The organism is Kribbella sp. NPDC054772, assembly GCF_053611945.1.
Genome location: NZ_JBSHBJ010000004.1, coordinates 405,454 through 423,240, shown reverse-complemented (window position 1 = coordinate 423,240; position 17,787 = coordinate 405,454). Strand labels below are relative to the sequence as shown.

The window sequence follows — 17,787 nt, the reverse complement described above, 5'->3', positions numbered from 1 at the left end:
CGTTGGGACGGAAATCAGTTCTCGGTGTGCGTCGGCGGCAGCTTCGGCGCGTCCTGCACCTTGCCGTCGGCCTTGTTGTCCTCGGCCTTGCCCGCGTCCGGTACGTCGACCTTCGCGGTCTCGTCGGCCACCTCGGCGCCGGCCGCGTCGACCGGTTCCGTCGCGGTCTCGGTCTCGTCGGCGTCGTCCGGGATCACCCGGCCGACCGCGGCCTTCACGACCTGGACCAGCACGCCCTCGGAGATCTCCAGCGTCACATACTCGTCGTCGGTCTCCTCGACGATGCCGACCAGGCCGCTGGTCGTGACGACCTTCGTGCCAGGCGCGAGCGACGCGACGGTGTCAGCCTGGCGCTGACGCTGCTTCTTCTGCGTGCGGCTCATGAACCAGATCATTCCGACGATCAGGATCAGCGGCAGCAGCAGCGTGATGCCACCGCCCCCGGAGGAGGCCATCGGTACGGCGAGGAGTTGCATCGGGTCTCAGAATCCTTCGTCGGTCGGTTGTAATGCCTGCGCTGCGCGAGTGCGCGAATGCAGCGGAATGACCTGGAGGTCAGGCCACCGGGGAGTCTAACCCTGAGCGGCAACAAGTGCCTCATGACACCGGGTCACGTTTGCGTCACTCACTACTGAGTGTCTACGTTCCGGCGCCCGCGGTCGTTCCCGGGTGACCGTTCTTCAGTTGGAGACGAGCTCCTCAGGCCTTCGTCGGTCAGTCGTCGTCTGCGTCGAAGAGCGTGTCCGCGAACGTCGCGCCCTTCGGGACTTTCAGCCCGATGTGCCGCCAGGCCGCGGGCGTGGCGACGCGACCACGCGGCGTACGGGCAAGATAGCCCGACCGGACCAGGAACGGTTCGGCCACTTCTTCCACAGTCTCACGTTCTTCGCCCACCGCAACCGCGAGCGTGGAAAGACCGACCGGTCCGCCCCCGAACCGGCGGCACAAGGCGTCCAGAACCGACCGGTCCAGCCGGTCCAGGCCCATCTTGTCGACCTCGTACAGATCCAGGGCCGCCTTCGACAGCGCGAGCGTGATGATGCCGTCCGCGCGGACCTCGGCGTAGTCGCGGACCCGGCGGAGCAGCCGGTTCGCGATCCGCGGTGTACCGCGGGACCGGGACGCGATCTCGGTGGCACCCTCGGGCGTGATGTCGACCTCGAGCAGCGCGGCCGAACGGTTGACGATCTTCTCCAGCTCGGACGCCTCGTAGAACTCCAGGTGACCGGTGAACCCGAAGCGGTCGCGCAGCGGCCCCGGCAGCAGACCGGCGCGGGTGGTCGCCCCGACCAGCGTGAACGGCGGGATCTCCAGCGGGATCGCGGTCGCCCCCGGTCCCTTGCCGACGATCACGTCGACGCGGAAGTCCTCCATCGCCATGTAGAGCAGCTCTTCGGCGGGCCGCGACATCCGGTGAATCTCGTCCAGGAACAGGACTTCGCCCTCGTTCAGCCCGGACAGGATCGCGGCCAGGTCGCCGGCGTGCTGGATCGCCGGACCGCTGGTCACCCGCAGCGGCGCGGACATCTCGCTGGCGATGATCATCGCCAGCGTGGTCTTCCCGAGCCCAGGCGGGCCGGACAGCAGCACGTGGTCCGGCGCCCGGTTACGCCCGCGGGCGGCGTGCAGCACCAACTCGAGCTGCTCGCTGACCCGCCGCTGGCCGCCGAACTCGGCCAGCGTGCGCGGCCGGAGCGCGGACTCGATCTTGCGTTCCTCGAGATCCACCGCGTCCGCGGAGACCAAGGGGCGCACGTTGTCGTCCATCGGCTAGGCCTTCGAGAGCACGCGCAACGCGGCACGCAGCAGGTCGGGAACGGACGGGTTCGGGCTGTCGGCGGCGAGTGGCGACACCGCGGTGACGGCGTCCTCGGCGTCCCGTGCCGACCAGCCCAGGCCGACCAGACCGGCCTGCACCTGGTCGCGCCACGCCTCGTGCGCCTGCAGCGGACGCCCGGTCACCGTCTTCGACGGCGCCCCGATCTTGTCCTTCAGCTCCAGCACGATCCGCTGCGCGCCCTTCTTGCCGATCCCCGGAACCTTCACCAGTACGGCGAGATCCTCGGTCGCGACGGCCTGGCGCAACTGGTCCGGGCTGAGCACCGCAAGCGCTGCCTGGGCGAGCTTCGGCCCGACACCGGACGCGGTCTGCAGCAGCTCGAACGTGGTCTTCGCGTCGTCGTCCGCGAACCCGTACAGCGTCAGCGAGTCCTCACGAACCACCATCGACGTCGAGATCCGCGCCTCTTGCCCCGGGCGCAACCCGGCGAGCGTGCCCGGGTCGCAGTACACGAGCAGGCCCACTCCCCCGACCTCGACGACGGCACTGTCCACTCCGATGGCCGCCACCGGGCCCCGCACAAAGGCGATCATCGCCAACCTCCAAGCCTGCTCACGTCGCGCTCACTGCTTGCTCACCGCTTGCCCTGCTGAGCGGCCACCGCGGCCCGCAGCCGCGCCATCTGCAGCCGCGACTGCGCCTGCGCTGCCGCCTCGAGGTTGGACCGGCTCGTCGCCGCCTCCTGCAGCTTGCTCGCGACGCCACCACGCCAGACGTGGCAGATCGCCAGCGCCAGCGCGTCGGCGGCGTCGGCGGGCGTCGGACGCTCGCTCAGCCTGAGGATCCGAGTGACCATCGTGGTCACCTGTTCCTTGTCCGCCCGGCCGGATCCGGTGACCGCGGCCTTCACCTCGCTCGGCGTGTGCAGGGCGACGGGCAGCCCGCGCCGCGCGGCGACCACCATCGCCACCCCGGACGCCTGCGCCGTGCCCATCACCGTCCGCACGTTCTGCTGGGCGAACACCCGCTCGACCGCGACCGCGTCCGGCTGGTGCCGCTCGAGCCACTCGTCGAGCTCCGCCTCGATCCGGACCAGTCGCTTGGACACGTCCAGATCGGCCGGCGTCCGGATCACCCCGACGGCGACCAGCGCCGGCGGCTTCCCCGGTGTCCCCTCGACGACGCCGAGGCCGCACCGGGTCAGTCCCGGGTCGACGCCGAGCACCCGCATGGACCACCTCCGAACGTTTGTTCGACAACCCTAGTCGGAGGGCCGGGACAGTCCGAAATCGACGCGCCGACACTCAGAAGTAGTCGAGCATGTACGGCGTCGCGCCGCCGAAGACCGCGTCCAGCGCCGAGTCAGCGGCTGCCGCTCCCCCGGTCGCCAGGCCGGCGCCGCGGAGGGTTGCCACCGGCATACCGGCGTACAGGGCGGCCAGACCGCGTGGGCCGAGGCGCAGGGCGTCGCTCGACGACTCAATCGGGGTAAGTCGGCCGGTTCCGGCGGCGACCGACAGGTGCCAGTCGCCGGTGTTCACGGGCAGCTCGGGGTCGTCGATCCGCAGATCCGCCTCGAGTACGACGCCCTCAGGGAACCCACGTCCCGCGATGGCAGTCGGCGCGTCGATGAGCCGCAGCATCCAGCGGTTGATCCTGGCGTCGCCCTCCGCCTCGTGCTCGGCGAGGAGGTGGATCGGGTCGAACGGCGGGCAGTACGCGTGCACCGTGCGCGCGATCGAGGCACCCGAGCCGACGGTCGCCCAGAGGGCCCGAGCGGTCTCTTCGGAGCCGGCGACGAGCTCGTCGACGGCCAGATTGCCGTCGGACCAGTTGTAGACGACGAAGCCGTCGTCGGCGACGTACGCGAAGTTGTCCTCGTCCTCGAGCCAGGACTCGATCTCACTGGTCGGCCAGATCAGCGGACCGTTCGACCGGCGGGTCTCGTGCGACTTCCCGGCCAGCTCCAGGAACAGCTCGGCGTCAGCACGGTTCGCCTTGCGGACCGCCGTACCTTTGCCGCCCAAGGTCCGCAGATCGGCGGACTGGAAGGAGAACTTGTAGCGGCTGCCCGCGAACTCGTAGCCGAGGTGCCGGTAGAGAACAGTCGTCGCCGGATACAGCGCCGTCAGCGGGTACCCCTTCTCGACACACCGCTGCAGAACGCCTCGCATCAGCAGGCTGCCGACACCCTGACCGCGGTACTCCGGTGCGACCACGACGCCCGCCACTCCGCCCATCGGCACCCGCCGCCCGCCCCACCACTGCTCGAACGGCCAGATCCGCGCCGCAGCGACCAACTCGTCCCCGTCGACGACACCGAGGTAGCGACCGTCCGCGATGAACTGGAGCGCCGTCTTGCGCCACTCGTCGCGATCGCCACCCGGCCCGAACGACCGGATCCGAACCTCCCACACCGAGTCCAACTGCGCCTCGACGACGTCAACCACCCGCAGATCAGTCACGCGGCGACCCTACGTCGTACGGCGGTGTTATTGCTTGTCAGTTACCCAGAGATGGATGGTGCCGTCGACGACCACCGTGCCGTCGTCGCGGGTCGCCTTCACCCGCACCGGTACGTCGGGTCCCGCGGTCCAGGTGTCCGGGTCGGTCTCCGCCGAGCACGTCAGGTCCGACGTCGACTTGGCGAGGTACGCGACCTCCATACCCTTGGGCAGCCACCGCTTGCCGGCCGGGACCGTCGCCTCGGCCAACGCCCCCATCGCGGCCTCCAACCCGTTGCACACGGCAATCGCATGCACGGTCCCGATGTGGTTCAGCACGGCGCGCCGCTTCGGCAGGGTCAGCGCCGCGTAGTTCGGACTCACCTGCACGAACCGCGGCCGCACCGACCGGAAGTACGGCGCCTTCCAGGCGAACCCCCAGGAGAACACCCGCTCCCCACCCGGCACCCCACGCAACCGCTCCCACAGCCCCAGCACCTGACTCGCCATACCCGAATGTTACCCATGAGTCACATCACCGGGAAGAGCCCGTCGGCCCGATAGCCTGCCTGCCTCGAACCGCGTGACCGGAGGAGTCGATGCAGGCATGATCCCCACACAGGACGACGTGCTCGGGTACTTCGACACACTGTCGAACTGGGGACGGTGGGGCGACGACGACGAGTTCGGCACGCTGAACCACCTCACCGACGACGTCCGGCTGGCCGCGGCGCGGGCGGTGCGCCACGGCCGGAGCGTGTCGTGCGCGTGGGAGGTCGCCGTACCGCAAGAGATGGAGCGGGCGACGAACGTGTGTCCGTGCGCCGCTGATATGCCGGGCGCGGAGCACATGCCGGCGGCCTTCCAGGCCGACCGGCGCTGGGGCTTCTCGAACGAGCGGCTCGGCCTGCTCTTCCACGGCAATACGATCACCCACGTCGACTCGCCGTGCCACATCTTCTGGGACGGGAAGACGTACAACGGGCGGTCGCACTCGACCGTCGACGCCACCACGGGGTCGGCGTGGGCGGCCGTCACGGCGGCCGCGAACGGGATCGTCACCCGTGGCGTCCTGCTCGACGTCGCAGCGGTCCGCGGCGTGCCGTGGCTGGAACCCGGGCAAGGCGTGTTTCCCGAGGACCTCGAGGAGGCTGAGCGGCGCCAGGGTGTGCAGGTGCGATCGGGCGACGCGGTGCTGCTGCGGACCGGGTACGGCCGCGCCCGCCACGAGTCTGGTCCGGCCGGCGGCATCACGCAGGCCGGCTGGCACGCGTCCTGCCTGCCGTGGCTGCAGGAGCGGGAGGTCGCGCTAATCGGAGCCGACACGCCCCAGGACGTTCAGCCGTCCGGGTACGACGACGTACTGATGCCGGTGCACGCGGTGAGCCTCGTCGCGATGGGTCTGTGGCTGCTCGACAACTGCGACCTGGAGGCGTGCGCGACGACGGCCGCCGAGCTCGGCCAGTGGGACTTCCAGCTCGCCGTCGCGCCGGTCCGCTTCGCGGGGACGTCCGGCAGTCCCGTCAACCCGATCGCCACCTTCTGACTCGGCTGCGGTTCTTGTGGCGGGGTGGATTTAGACGATTCAACTCGGGCTCGTTAGACTGCGGATGACCGACACTGCTGCTGGACGGGGGACGATGGCGACGCCCAGCATCAAGGAGGTTGCGCAGCGGGCCGGAGTCTCGGTCGGGACGGTCAGCAACTTCCTCAACCGCCCTGGGATCGTCGCGCCGGCGACCCGCAAGCGCGTCCAGGACAGCATCACCGCGCTCGGCTTCGTGCGGAACGAGGCCGCGCGCCACCTCCGCGCCGGCCGCAGCCGCACCGTCGGCCTCGTCGTACTCGACGTCGCCAACCCGTTCTTCACCGCACTCGCCGAAGGCGCCGAAACGCTCGCCTCCGAGTACGACACGGTCGTGATGCTCTGCAACAGCAAGACCGACCCGGTCCGCGAAGGTCACCACCTCGACCAACTCGAGCAACAACGCGTGCTCGGCGTCCTCATCACCCCCTTCGACAGCAGCGATCCACGCCTGTCCGCCCTGGTCGACCGCGGTACGCCGGTAGTCCTCGTCGACCGTACGGCGGACCGCGGGTTGTGCTCGGTCTCGGTCGACGACCAACTCGGCGGACGCCTCGCGGGTACGCACCTGATCGAGTCCGGCCATCGCCGGATCGCCTTCGTCGGCGGGCCGTTCACGATGCAGCAGGTGAAGGACCGCCAGGCCGGCATCACCGCGGTCGCGGCCGAAGCGAGTGACGTCGACCTCCAGCAGTACGAGGTCGACGTGATGGGCGTCGTCGAGGGTCGCGCGATCGGCGAACGCATCGCCGCGCTCCCGGTCCGCTCCCGCCCCACCGCGGCGTTCCTCGCGAACGACCTGCTCGCGCTGGGATTCCTGCAGGCGATGGCGGTCGCCGGACTCCGCGTCCCCCGCGACATGGCGATCGTCGGGTACGACGACATCGACTTCGCGCGCGCCGCCGCCGTACCCCTGTCGTCGGTCCGGCAGCCGGCCGAGTTGCTCGGGCGGTCGGCGATGGAGTTACTGCAGGAGGAGGTCGAGTCCGCGGACCAGCACCGGCATCGTCAGGTGATCTTCCAGCCCGACCTGATCGTCCGCGAATCCAGCGACTTCACCCGCCGCCGCTGATGCCGACGCTCTACGAGAACCTGCTCGCGACCCCGGCTGATCTCGACGGGTTCCGGATCGAGGGCGACGCCGCAACCTCGTTCCCGCAAGGGCGTCTGCGCCTCGAAAGCCGCCGGCCGGCCGAGGACGGGCAGGACGCGAACATCGTCGCGTGGTGCCCGGAGGACTTCCCGCCCGACATCACCGTCGAGTGGGACTTCTGGCCGATCCGCGAACCCGGTCTCTGCATCCTGTTCTTCCACGCCCGCGGCCGCCGCGGCGAGGACCTCTTCGACCTTCAGCCGCGCACGGGTCCGTACGAGCAGTACCACCACGGCGACCTCGACACGTACCACGTCTCCTACTTCCGCCGCCGCTGGCCGGCCGAACGCGCCTTCCACACCTGCAACCTCCGCAAAAGCTACGGCTTCCACTTAGTTGCCCAAGGCGCCGACCCCATCCCCGACGTAGCCGACGCCAAGGCCCCGTACCACCTGCGCCTTTCCGTCGAGCACGGCGAAATCACCTTCGCCATCAACGACTTGGTCACCTTCACCTGGCAAGACCCCAACCCCCTCCCCGGCGGCAAACTCGGCCTCCGCCAAATGAGCCCCCTAATCGCCGACTACGCCAACCTCCGCATCACCACCCCGTAGCCCCCGCGCCCCACGACGTACCGCACACGCGGCACGCGGGTTCCTGCCCGCCCACGAGGTCATGTGTCACCAACCGCCAACCGTCGCGGGCTGCCACAAGCAGTGGTGACTGAAGACATGAAATTGCTTGTCACCAGTCCCCACACCGTGACCCCAGGCCCGCTCCGCCACCTCCCCCACCCACCGAACCGCCACCCCAGCCCACGTACGAGCGGATAACCCCGCAGGTAAGGGCTTCTCCCCCTCCGCACCACCAGAGAACCCCTCGTCCGAGCGGACAACCCCTCGAACCGCGAGCGCAGGTACGCCGCACTCGGGGCCGCACCACCGGATACCGCCGTGTACCTCGAGCGACACCGCCCGCCCGCGCGACGCGCTCCGGAAGCCGCACCGCAGGTACGGCGTAACGCGGGACCGGCGCAAGGGAACTCGGGGGTTAGGCGGAATTGGCAGGCGAACTCCCGCCTCCCCACCCGGTCACGCTTCAGCAAGCAGCCAGCCGTCGCGGGCTGCCACAAGTACTGGTGACTGGAGACCTGAAATTGCTTGTCACCAGTCCCCACACCGTGAGCCCAGGCCCGCTCCGCCGCCTCGCCCGCCCACCGAACCGCCACCCCACGCCGCACATGAGCCGATAACCCCGCGGGTAGGGGGTTCTCCCCTTCCACACCATCAGAGAACCCCTCATTCGAGTGGATAACCCCTCAAGCGCGAGCGCAGGTACGCCGCTCTCGCGCTCACCGCCTGCTCTCGCTGCCCCGCGCTCGCCGCGGCTCTCGTCGGGGCGTGCTCTCGGTCGTTTGTGCTGGGTGAACGTCGGCGTACGGATCTCCATGACCGGTCTCTGACAAACGCTTTCCGAGGTGTTGACATTGAGACGATTCAACCTTACGGTCACATCACTTTTCGGCCGAAAGGAGGCGGGTGGTGATGGGTGGCGACGGGTGGGCGATCAAGCTGTACGGCGCGGCCGACGAGGTCGTTTGGGTGATCAAGCTGAATGCGCTCTGGGTGCTGTTCACGCTGCTCGGTGGTGTTGCGCTGGGTATCGGGCCGGCCACGTTGGCGGCCTATTCGCTGGCCAGACGCAGGTCATTCGGTGAATCGTTTCATGCACTCCCCCCCTTCCGTACCGCGTTCCGCCGTGAGTTCCGCCGCGGCACGCTCGTGGTGCTGCCGGTGGCCGTGGTCGCCGTCGTCCTCGTCGGCAACTACCTGTACTTCGCGGCGCTCGGTGCCGCACTCCCCCGGCTGGCCAGTCTCGGAGCGCTCGTGGTGCTCGGGCTGATCGCCGGGTACGCGTTCCCGATGGCCGTGCACTACGACCTCGGCGTCCGCGCGTTGTTGCCCAAGGCATCGTTGGTCGCGCTCGCGCGGCCGGCGTCGTCCCTGGTCCTGCTGTTCGTCGCGCTGTCCATCGCCTACGGGTCGGTCAAGTTCCCGGTGCTCGGGATCGTCCTGGCCGGCGGCGCGTGGATCCAGCTCGACACCTGGCTCTGCCAGCGCTTCTTCGCCGAGAACGAAGCGCGTCTGCACCCCAGCGGTAACTGAAAGGGAACTCATGACCATCTTCTCCCGACGGCGCACCGCCGTCACCGCCGTCACCGCCGCGCTGACCACGGCGCTGCTCGCCGCATCCGCCTGTTCCGGCGGCGGCGATTCCAAGGGCAGTGAAGCAACCAACGAACTGACGGTGATGGCGCCGCTGTTCGGTACCGCGCCGGCCGCGAACGGCGAGCTGCAGCAGGCGGTCGAGAAACTGATCGGCAAGAAGCTCCAGATCACCTGGGTGCCGAACGCGGAGTACGGCGACAAGTCGAACGTCACCCTCGCCTCGGACAAGATCCCGGACGTGATGGTCGCGAACGAGAAGAGCCCGTCGTTCGTCAAGGCGGCCGAGGCAGGCGCATTCTGGGACCTGACCGGCAAGGTCGACAAGTACCCGAACCTGAAGCCGGCCAACGAACAGACCGCGAAGAACACCCAGACGAACGGCAAGACCTACGGCATCTACCGGGTCCGGCCGCTGCTGCGGTCCGGGATCGTGATCCGCAAGGACTGGCTGGCCAAGCTCGGGCTGAAGGAACCGCAGACCGTCGAGGACCTGTACACGATCGCGAAGGCGTTCACCGAGAAGGACCCGGACGGCAACGGCAAGAAGGACACCTACGGCCTGATCATCCCGAAGTGGCCCGGCGGCTACGCGAGCGCCAGCCCGTACGACGTGATCGAGACCTGGTTCGGCGCCCCGAACGGCTGGGGTGAACGCGACGGCAAGCTGGTCCCGGGCTTCGACACCCCGGAGTTCCTGAAGGCCAACGAGTGGCTGCGCGGCTGGGTGAAGGAAGGCCTGGTGAACCCGGACTTCGCGACCTTGGACAGCGCGAACTGGAACGACCCGTTCGTGCAGGGCAAGGGCGGCATGATCATCGACGTCAACGTGCGCGCCACCCAGTTGCTGGACCTGTTCAAGGAGAAGAACCCGAAGGACTTCGACAAGGTCACCCTGGTCGGCAACCTGAAGGGCCCGGACGGCGAGAAGCACTCGTACCCGTTCACCGGCTACAACATGGTGATCGCGATCTCCAAGCAGCACATCCGGACCGAGGAGCAACTCGACCAGGTGCTGCAGACGCTGGACAAGCTCGAGTCGAAGGAGGGCTCGATCCTGCTCACGAACGGGATCGAGGGCCGCAACTTCAAGGCCGACGGGCAGTACGCCGTACCGGTCGGCCAGGACGACCCGAAGGTGAAGGCGATCCAGAACGACGTGGACAAGGCGTTCATCCAGCTCGGGACGCGGGCGTCGGTCGGGATGGGCGCGTACGCGCTGCGGCCGAGTGACGAGGCGAGCCGGGCGATGCGGGAGAAGTTCGACGTCCTGATGAACGAGGACCTGAAGACCGCGGTGTTCAACCCGGCGCTGAGCATCATCGCGCCGACCTCGGTGGCGAAGGGTCAGACGCTCGACACGATCATCCCGGACGCCCGGATCAAGTACCTGTCCGGTGCGATCACGGAGGACCAGCTGAAGGCCCAGATCAAGCGCTGGTACGACGGTGGCGGGACCCAGATCGCCAAGGAGGTCAACGACCTCTCCGCCAAGGCCGGCGGCTGATCCATGGCCACCGACTTGGTGCCAGAGGTGGTGCAGCCGGCCGCTGAATCGCGGCCGGCGCCCGCCCCGAAGCGCACCCACCGCGCCCGGAACATCCCACGGGACCTCGTCCGCTACCGCTGGCTGTACTTGTTGCTGCTGCCCGGTCTGGCGTACTTCGTCGTGTTCAAGTACCTGCCGATGTACGGACTGACGATCGCGTTCAAGGACTATGTGCCGTTCCTCGGCTACTCGGGCAGTGAATGGGTCGGGCTGAAGCACTTCCAGGAACTGTTCAGCGGCCCGGACTTCGGGCGGCTGCTGTTCAACACGTTGCTGCTCGCCGTACTGACGATCGTGTTCGTGTTCCCGGCCCCGATCGTCGTCGCGCTGCTGCTGAACGAGCTCCGCGTCAACGTGCTCAAGCGGTCCGTGCAGTCGCTGGTCTACATCCCGCACTTCCTGTCCTGGACGATCGTCGCGTCGCTGACCTACCTGCTGTTCTCGGTGGACTTCGGCGTGATCGCGAACTGGATCCACAGCATCGTCGGCGGGCAGAAGACCGACTACGTGGCGCAGGCCGGGTGGTTCCGGCCGCTGATCGTGCTGCAGCTGCTGTGGAAGCAGACCGGCTGGGGCACGATCATCTACCTGGCCGCGCTGGCCGGTGTGGACTCGCAGCTGTACGAGGCGGCCCGGGTGGACGGCGCCGGGCGGTGGCGGCAGTTCTGGCACATCACGCTGCCGGCGATCCGGCCGACGATCGTGGTGATGGCGATCCTGACGTCCGGGCACCTGATGGACTCCGGGTTCGAGCAGATCTGGCTGATGACGACGTCACTGAACCGCGACGTCGCGGACGTGTTCGACACGTTCGTCTACTACATCGGCATCACCCAGGGCTCGTTCAGCTACGCGACCGCTGTCGGATTGTTCAAGGGCGTCGTCGGCGTCGTCCTGATCTTCGGCTCCAACCTGCTGGCCAAGCGCATGGGCCAGCGCGGTCTGTTCTGAGAGGGACGATTCATGAAACAACGAGTGCGGTACTACGACTCGGTCGGCAGCCGCGTGTTCGACGTACTGAACGCCGTGCTGCTGGCCGGGCTCGGCGTGGTCACGGTGCTGCCGCTGCTCTACGTGCTCGCCGGGTCGTTCGCGACCGAGTCCGAGATCAGCTCGCGGCCGTTCTTCCTGTGGCCGCACAAGTTCGTCACCGACACGTACCACTACATCTTCTCGACCGACACGTTCGTCCGGGCGTTGCTGACCACGGTCGCGGTGACCGCCGTCGGCACCGTCATCCAGCTGCTGCTCACGCTGACCATGGCGTATCCGCTGGCGAAACGGTTCCTGCCGGGACGGACGCTGGTACTGAACCTGGTGATCTTCACGCTGGTGTTCAGCGGCGGCATGATCCCGACCTACCTCGTCGTGCGGAACCTGGGGCTGCTGGACAGCTACTGGGCGCTGATCCTGCCGCTTGCGATCAACCCGTTCTACCTGATCGTCGTGAAGAGCTTCTTCCAGGAGCTGCCCGAGGCGCTCGAGGAAGCGGCCCGGATCGACGGCTGCAACGAGCTGAACGTGTTCCTGCGGATCGTGCTGCCGTTGTCGAAACCGATCATCGCGACGTTCTCGCTGTTCTACGCGGTCGGGATCTGGAACGACTACATGTCGCCATTGCTCTACATCGACGACAACAAGAAGTGGACGCTGCAGATGATCGTCCGCCAGCTCACCGCCGCGAACGCGGACTCGGCGAACGTGCTGCAGCAACTGGAGACGGTGACGTTCCCGGAGCAGGGCCTGAAGTTCGCGGTCGTGGTGGTGGCGACGCTCCCGATCCTCTTCTTCTACCCGTTCCTGCAGAAACACTTCGCGAAGGGCGTGCTGATCGGATCGGTGAAGGAATGACGACGCTGCAATGGTTGGAGACTCCTTGTCGACAGGGCGTTTCCTGGGGCGTTCCCTGGCCGCGTGGAACAGTTGCCGAGGGCACCCGGTTCGCGTTGGCCGACGGTACGCCGGTGCAGAGCTGGACGACCGCTACATGGCCGGACGGGTCGGTCAAGTGGTCCGCTCACGCGATCGGTCCGTCCGAGCGACCGGAGTCGTCGTACGAACTGGTGCCTGGCGAACCAGCGACGCCGAGTCAGCCGGTGCAGGTCGAGCGGGCCGACGGCGAGGTGCGCGTGTCGACAGGCGCCGTCACGTGGGTACTGCGACAGCCCGGGCTGGTTGCCTCGATCACCTATGACGGTCAGGAGGTGGTGCGCGACGTACGGCTGGTGAGTCTCCGGCAGAGCGCACCGACCGACGACCTGGGCGGAACGCGAGAGCAGACGACGGCGACCGTGGACAGCATCACGGTCGAGCAGGACGGGCCGGTACGGGCTGTTGTGAAGCTCACCGGCAAGCACGGCGACTGGCTGCCGTTCTCGGTGCGGCTGTACTTCTACGCGGGTGCCACCGACGTACGGGTGGTCCACAGCTTCGTGTGGGACGGGGATCCGGACCAGGACTTCCTGGCCGGTCTCGGTCTCAGTGCGGACGTGGTGATGCGCGACGATCCGCACAACCGCCACATCCGGCTGGCGGGTCCGTCCGGGTTCCTGACCGAGGCAGTACGCGGTCTGACCGGCTTGCGTCGCGATCCGGGCGAGGGGGTACGGCGTACCCAGGTGGCCGGCCGTGACGTCACAACGATCCCCAACCCCGAGGTGGCCGACCGCCTGCACCTCATCCCGCAGTGGAACGACTACACCCTCGACCAGAGCAGCGCTGACGGCTTCACCCTGCGCAAACGCACCGGACCGGGACAGGGGTGGGTCACCATCCCAGCCGGCACCAGAGCACCCGGCTACGGGTACGTCGGCGGCGCCAGCGGCGGACTGGGTTTCGGACTCCGCGACTTCTGGAAACTGCACCCAACCCGCCTCGACATCCGAAATGCCGCCACTGACCTCGCCACCGCGACAGTGTGGATGTGGTCGCCCAGTGCGCCCGCCATGGACGTCCGCTACTGGCACGACGGCATGGACCAGGACACGTACGCCGAGCAGCTCGAAGGACTCGAGATCACCTACGAGGACTACGAGCCGGGCTTCGGCAACGCTCACGGTGTCGCACGCACCCATGAGCTCACCTTGCGCGTCCACGACGCCACACCGTCGGCTGAAGAGCTGTCCGAACACGTAGCCCTCCTCAACTCCCCCGGACTCCTCACAGCATCACCAGCCCGCCTCCTCGATGCAGGTTTGTTCGGCACGTGGAGTCTGCCGACCGCTGACCACCAGGACATCGAAGCCCGGCTCAACTTCCTCTTCGGGTACTACGTGGGTCAACGCGAGCAACGCCGCTGGTACGGGTTCTGGGACTATGGCGACGTCATGCACACCTACGACAGCGACCGGCACACCTGGCGGTACGACGTGGGTGGGTACGCCTGGGACAACTCGGAGCTCTCGCCCGACCTGTGGCTCTGGTACCAGTACCTGCGGACGGGCCGTGCGGACGTGTTCCGATTCGCCGAGTCGATGACCAGGCACACCGGCGAGGTCGACGTACATCACCTGGGACGCTGGAAGGGTCTGGGGTCGCGGCACAACGTGCAGCACTGGGGCTGTAGCTGCAAGCAGGTGCGCATCTCCAGTGCGATCTACCGGCGCTTCTACTACTACCTGACCGCTGACGAGCGGACCGGCGACCTACTCGACGAGCTGGCGGCCGTCGAGGAGACGTTCCTCGCGGTGGACCCGCAGCGCAAGGTACGGCCGGATGTCTACTCCCCCGACCCCCACGCGCTGTCGATCGAGCTGGGCGTGGACTGGGGTGCACTGGCTGCTGCCTGGCTCACGCGGTGGGAGCGGCACGGTGACGAGCGAGCACGTGCCCGGCTCCTGGGAACCATGTCCGACATCGCCGCACTGCACTACGGCTTCTTGACCGGCAACGCACGGCTCGACCTCACGACCGGACGCTTCGACACCAGCCGGCGAGGCATCGCGGTGTCCCACCTGTCCTCGCTGTTCGGTCTGCCCGAGCTCTGTTCCGAGCTCATCGACCTGGACCTCGACGTACCCGGGTTCGAGAAGGCTTGGCTGGACTACTGCCGGCTGTACCTGCTCTCCGCGGAGGAGCAGACCGCAGAGGTCGGTCAGCCCCTTCAAGGCATCTCACTGGTCCAGGCGCACAGCCGACTGGCGGCGTACGCCGCGGCTCGCACGGGGAACCCGGAGCTCGCCCGGCTGGCCTGGCGCAAGTTCTTCCTCGACGAAGGCGACCAACTCAACCGCAATGCGATGCAACGCGAGACGGAGTGGCGAACCACTCCGGTCGACGGCGGCCTGATGCCGGTCGACGAGGCGGCGTTCATCAGTACCAACGGCGCGGCGCAGTACGCGCTCGCAGCGATCCAGAACCTGTCCCTGATCCCCGAACACCGACACGACAGAGGTGGAACGGCATGGAGGTCTCCCGACGCACTGTCCTAGCAGGTATGGCCGCAGTACCTGCGGTGTCCCTGCTCGACAACATCCAGCCCGCCGCGGCGGCGGCAACCCCGGACGTGAAGCTCAGCTGGCTCGAAGGCAAGCCGACAACGGCAGCTGTCACGACCTGGGGTACGCCGTGGCCGAAGGGCGCCGTACCGGCGAACCAGTCCTTCGCACTCAAGGCGGCCGACGGTACCGACGTACCGCTGCAGAGCTGGCCGACCGCCTACTGGCCGGACGGTTCGCTGAAGTGGAGTGCACATTCGATCGCAGTGGAAGCACCGACCGAGTCCTACTCACTCGGCCCTGGTACGGCGACCGCGCCCGCGCGGCCCGTCACGGTGCAGGACGAGAAGCTGTACGTCGACGTCGACACCGGCGTCATCAAGACCCGGATCCGCAAGAGTGGCACCGACCTGATCAGCCACATCTGGCGCGGTGACGTGCTGATCGCGCACAAGGGTCAGCTGGTCAACCTCAAGCAGGACAAGATCGCCGACGACGAAGACGGCGGCGCGGTCCGCGAGCAGTACACCAGCGACATCACGAACGTCACCGTGGAGCAGTCCGGTCCGGTGCGTGCCGTCGTCCGGATCCAAGGGCGGCACAAGTCGCGCAAGGGCCTGACCTGGTTGCCGTTCTCGGTCCGGCTGTACTTCACGGCCGGCGCGGAGAACGTGCGGATGGTGCACACGTTCGTCTACGACCGGGACGGCCAGAAGGACTACATCGCGGGACTCGGCGTGCGGTTCTCGGTGCCGATGCGCGATGCGGCGTACGACCGGCACGTCCGGTTCGTCGGCGAGGGCCACGGCATGGTGTCCGAGGCAGTGAAGGGGATCACCGGTCTGCGGCGTGACCCCGGTGCCGCCATACGCGCCGCCCAGGTCGCCGGGACGAAGCTGGCCGGCCCGTCGACGTGGGACCAGCGAGTGACGTCGCGACTGCAGTGGATCCCGGAGTGGAGCGACTACTCACTGAGCCAGTTGAACGCGGACGGGTTCACCGTCAAGAAGCGAACCGGCACAGGTCGCGGGTGGATCTCGGTGGACCAGGGCAAGCGGGCGTCCGGCCTCGGGTACGTCGGTGGTGTCAGCGGTGGATTCGCCTTCGGACTCAGGGATTTCTGGCAACGGCACCCGACCCAGCTCGACATCCGGAACGCGGCGAGCGACGACGCCGAGGTCACCGTCTGGCTGTGGTCTCCGGCCGCCGGCGCAATGGACACGCGCTTCTACCACGACGGCCTGGGCGAGGACACGTACGCGAAGCAGCTCGACGCGCTCGAGATCACCTACGAGGACCACGAGCCCGGATTCGGTACGCCGTACGGCATCGCCCGTACTGCGGAGCTCACGTTCTGGGCGCTGGCGGCTACGCCCACCGCAGCACGGCTGGGCGACATGGCGGACCAGGTGCGCACTCCACCGCAGCTGATCAACCCTGTGGACCATCTGGTGAGCACTCGGGTGTTCGGTGGGCTGTTCACGCCGGTGGACCGATCGGTGCCGGCCAAGAAGTCCATCGAGGACCATCTGGACTTCTTGTTCGACTACTACCGCGGTCAGGTCGAGTCACGGCACTGGTACGGGTTCTGGGACTACGGCGACATCATGCACACGTTCGACGAGGACCGGCAGGTGTGGCGGTACGACGTCGGCGGGTACGCGTGGGACAACTCGGAGCTCTCCCCCGACCTGTGGCTCTGGTACGCGTTCCTGCGCTCCGGACGTGCCGACATCTTCCGGTTCGCCGAGGCGATGACGCGACACACTGGTGAGGTCGACGTCTATCACCTTGGCCAGTGGGCCGGCCTGGGTACACGGCACGGCGTACAGCACTGGGCGGACAGCGCGAAACAGCAGCGGATCAGTACGGCGGCGTACCGGCGGTTCTACTACTTCCTGACGGCTGACGAGCGTACTGGCGACCTGCTGTCCGAGCTGGTCGACTCGGACAAGACGTTCCTGGTGCTGGACCCGATCCGGAAGATCAGGACCGCGCCGTACACACCTGACCCGCATGCGCTGTCCATCGGCCTCGGTACCGACTGGAGTGGTCTGGCGGCGGCGTGGCTGACCGAGTGGGAACGCCAGGGGCCCAAGGCGGATGTGGCGAAGGCCAAGCTGCTCGGGACGATGGAGACGATCGGGGCGATGCCGAACGGCTTCGTGACCGGCAGTGGGCTCTACGACCTCGACACCGGTCGTTTCGCGCCGGTGACGGCTAAGACGGTGAGTGTGTCGCACCTGAGTGCCATGTTCGGCGAGGTGGAGATGTGCGCCGAGCTGATCGATCTGGTGGACATGCCGGCGTTCGAGTCCGCGTGGCTGCAGTACTGCCGCTTGTTCAACGGCACCCGTGCGGAGCAGACCGCCGAGTGCGGCGCGTACTTCGGCAACCTCATCCTGCGCCAGGGTCACGCCCGACTGACGGCGTACGCCGCTGTCCGCCTGAACCGCGACGACCTGGCAGCGCGTGCCTGGAAGGAGTTCTACACCGGCGACGGCTACGGCCCGAACCTCCCGTGGAGCGCCGACGACGTCACGACCACCCTCAACCCGACCAAGTCCGCGAAATGGGTCTCCACCAACACCACGGCCCTCTACGGCCTGGCCGCGATCCAAACCCTCGCCCTGGTCGGCAACCAGATCGTCAACCCATGAGGTGGCCGGCAGCCA

15 protein-coding genes are annotated in these 17,787 nt (G+C 67.8%); 9 read left to right on the top strand and 6 right to left on the bottom strand.

The annotated features are described in order from the left end of the window. Positions 1–14 precede the first annotated feature (14 nt). From yajC to ACWGID_RS10055, 6 genes are all read right to left on the bottom strand, one after another. Entirely contained in the window at positions 15–476 is a 462-nt protein-coding gene (gene yajC / locus ACWGID_RS10080; protein ID WP_452196063.1) for a preprotein translocase subunit YajC, read from the bottom strand. Positions 477–714: 238 nt separating this feature from the next. Then, complete coding sequence (ruvB, locus tag ACWGID_RS10075) at positions 715–1,767, bottom strand: Holliday junction branch migration DNA helicase RuvB (RefSeq protein ID WP_452196062.1); 1,053 nt, start codon at positions 1,765–1,767, stop codon at positions 715–717. Positions 1,768–1,770: 3 nt separating this feature from the next. Next, positions 1,771–2,373: a Holliday junction branch migration protein RuvA gene (ruvA, locus tag ACWGID_RS10070; protein ID WP_452196061.1), complete on the bottom strand. Its 603-nt coding sequence runs from the start codon at positions 2,371–2,373 to the stop codon at positions 1,771–1,773. Between the two features lie 41 nt (positions 2,374–2,414). Beyond that, entirely contained in the window at positions 2,415–3,011 is a 597-nt protein-coding gene (ruvC, locus tag ACWGID_RS10065) for a crossover junction endodeoxyribonuclease RuvC (protein ID WP_452196060.1), read from the bottom strand. Between the two features lie 73 nt (positions 3,012–3,084). Beyond that, a complete protein-coding gene (locus ACWGID_RS10060; RefSeq protein ID WP_452196059.1) occupies positions 3,085–4,245 on the bottom strand; it encodes a GNAT family N-acetyltransferase in 1,161 nt (386 codons plus the stop codon). A gap of 27 nt (positions 4,246–4,272) precedes the next feature. Beyond that, positions 4,273–4,734 (bottom strand): hotdog fold domain-containing protein, encoded by a 462-nt coding sequence (locus ACWGID_RS10055; protein WP_452196058.1) that lies wholly within the window; start codon positions 4,732–4,734, stop codon positions 4,273–4,275. A 97-nt stretch (positions 4,735–4,831) separates the two neighbouring features. Between ACWGID_RS10055 and ACWGID_RS10050 the strand changes: the two genes are divergently transcribed. The 9 genes from ACWGID_RS10050 (at position 4,832) to ACWGID_RS10010 (ending at position 17,772) form a co-directional block, all read left to right on the top strand. Next, positions 4,832–5,770 (top strand): cyclase family protein, encoded by a 939-nt coding sequence (locus ACWGID_RS10050; protein WP_452196057.1) that lies wholly within the window; start codon positions 4,832–4,834, stop codon positions 5,768–5,770. 64 nt (positions 5,771–5,834) lie between these two features. Further along, on the top strand, positions 5,835–6,881 hold the full coding sequence (locus ACWGID_RS10045) for a LacI family DNA-binding transcriptional regulator (RefSeq protein ID WP_452196056.1): 1,047 nt from the start codon (positions 5,835–5,837) through the stop codon (positions 6,879–6,881). Further along, positions 6,881–7,516 (top strand): DUF1961 family protein, encoded by a 636-nt coding sequence (locus ACWGID_RS10040; RefSeq protein WP_452196055.1) that lies wholly within the window; start codon positions 6,881–6,883, stop codon positions 7,514–7,516. Before ACWGID_RS10045 ends, ACWGID_RS10040 begins: the two co-directional genes overlap by 1 nt. 930 nt (positions 7,517–8,446) lie before the next feature. Continuing rightward, positions 8,447–9,067 (top strand): YesL family protein, encoded by a 621-nt coding sequence (locus tag ACWGID_RS10035; RefSeq protein WP_452196054.1) that lies wholly within the window; start codon positions 8,447–8,449, stop codon positions 9,065–9,067. A gap of 10 nt (positions 9,068–9,077) precedes the next feature. Further along, positions 9,078–10,634 carry an extracellular solute-binding protein gene (locus tag ACWGID_RS10030; protein WP_452196053.1) on the top strand — a complete coding sequence of 519 codons (1,557 nt, stop codon included), beginning with the start codon at positions 9,078–9,080 and terminating at the stop codon, positions 10,632–10,634. 3 nt (positions 10,635–10,637) lie between these two features. Continuing rightward, entirely contained in the window at positions 10,638–11,627 is a 990-nt protein-coding gene (locus ACWGID_RS10025; protein ID WP_452196052.1) for an ABC transporter permease, read from the top strand. A 12-nt stretch (positions 11,628–11,639) separates the two neighbouring features. Next, the gene (locus ACWGID_RS10020) at positions 11,640–12,527 is read left to right on the top strand and encodes a carbohydrate ABC transporter permease (RefSeq protein WP_452196051.1); all 888 of its coding nucleotides are present in this window, start codon (positions 11,640–11,642) and stop codon (positions 12,525–12,527) included. After that, on the top strand, positions 12,524–15,106 hold the full coding sequence (locus ACWGID_RS10015; protein ID WP_452196050.1) for an exo-rhamnogalacturonan lyase family protein: 2,583 nt from the start codon (positions 12,524–12,526) through the stop codon (positions 15,104–15,106). Before ACWGID_RS10020 ends, ACWGID_RS10015 begins: the two co-directional genes overlap by 4 nt. A gap of 5 nt (positions 15,107–15,111) precedes the next feature. After that, positions 15,112–17,772 (top strand): exo-rhamnogalacturonan lyase family protein, encoded by a 2,661-nt coding sequence (locus ACWGID_RS10010; protein WP_452196049.1) that lies wholly within the window; start codon positions 15,112–15,114, stop codon positions 17,770–17,772. Positions 17,773–17,787: the final 15 nt, after the last annotated feature.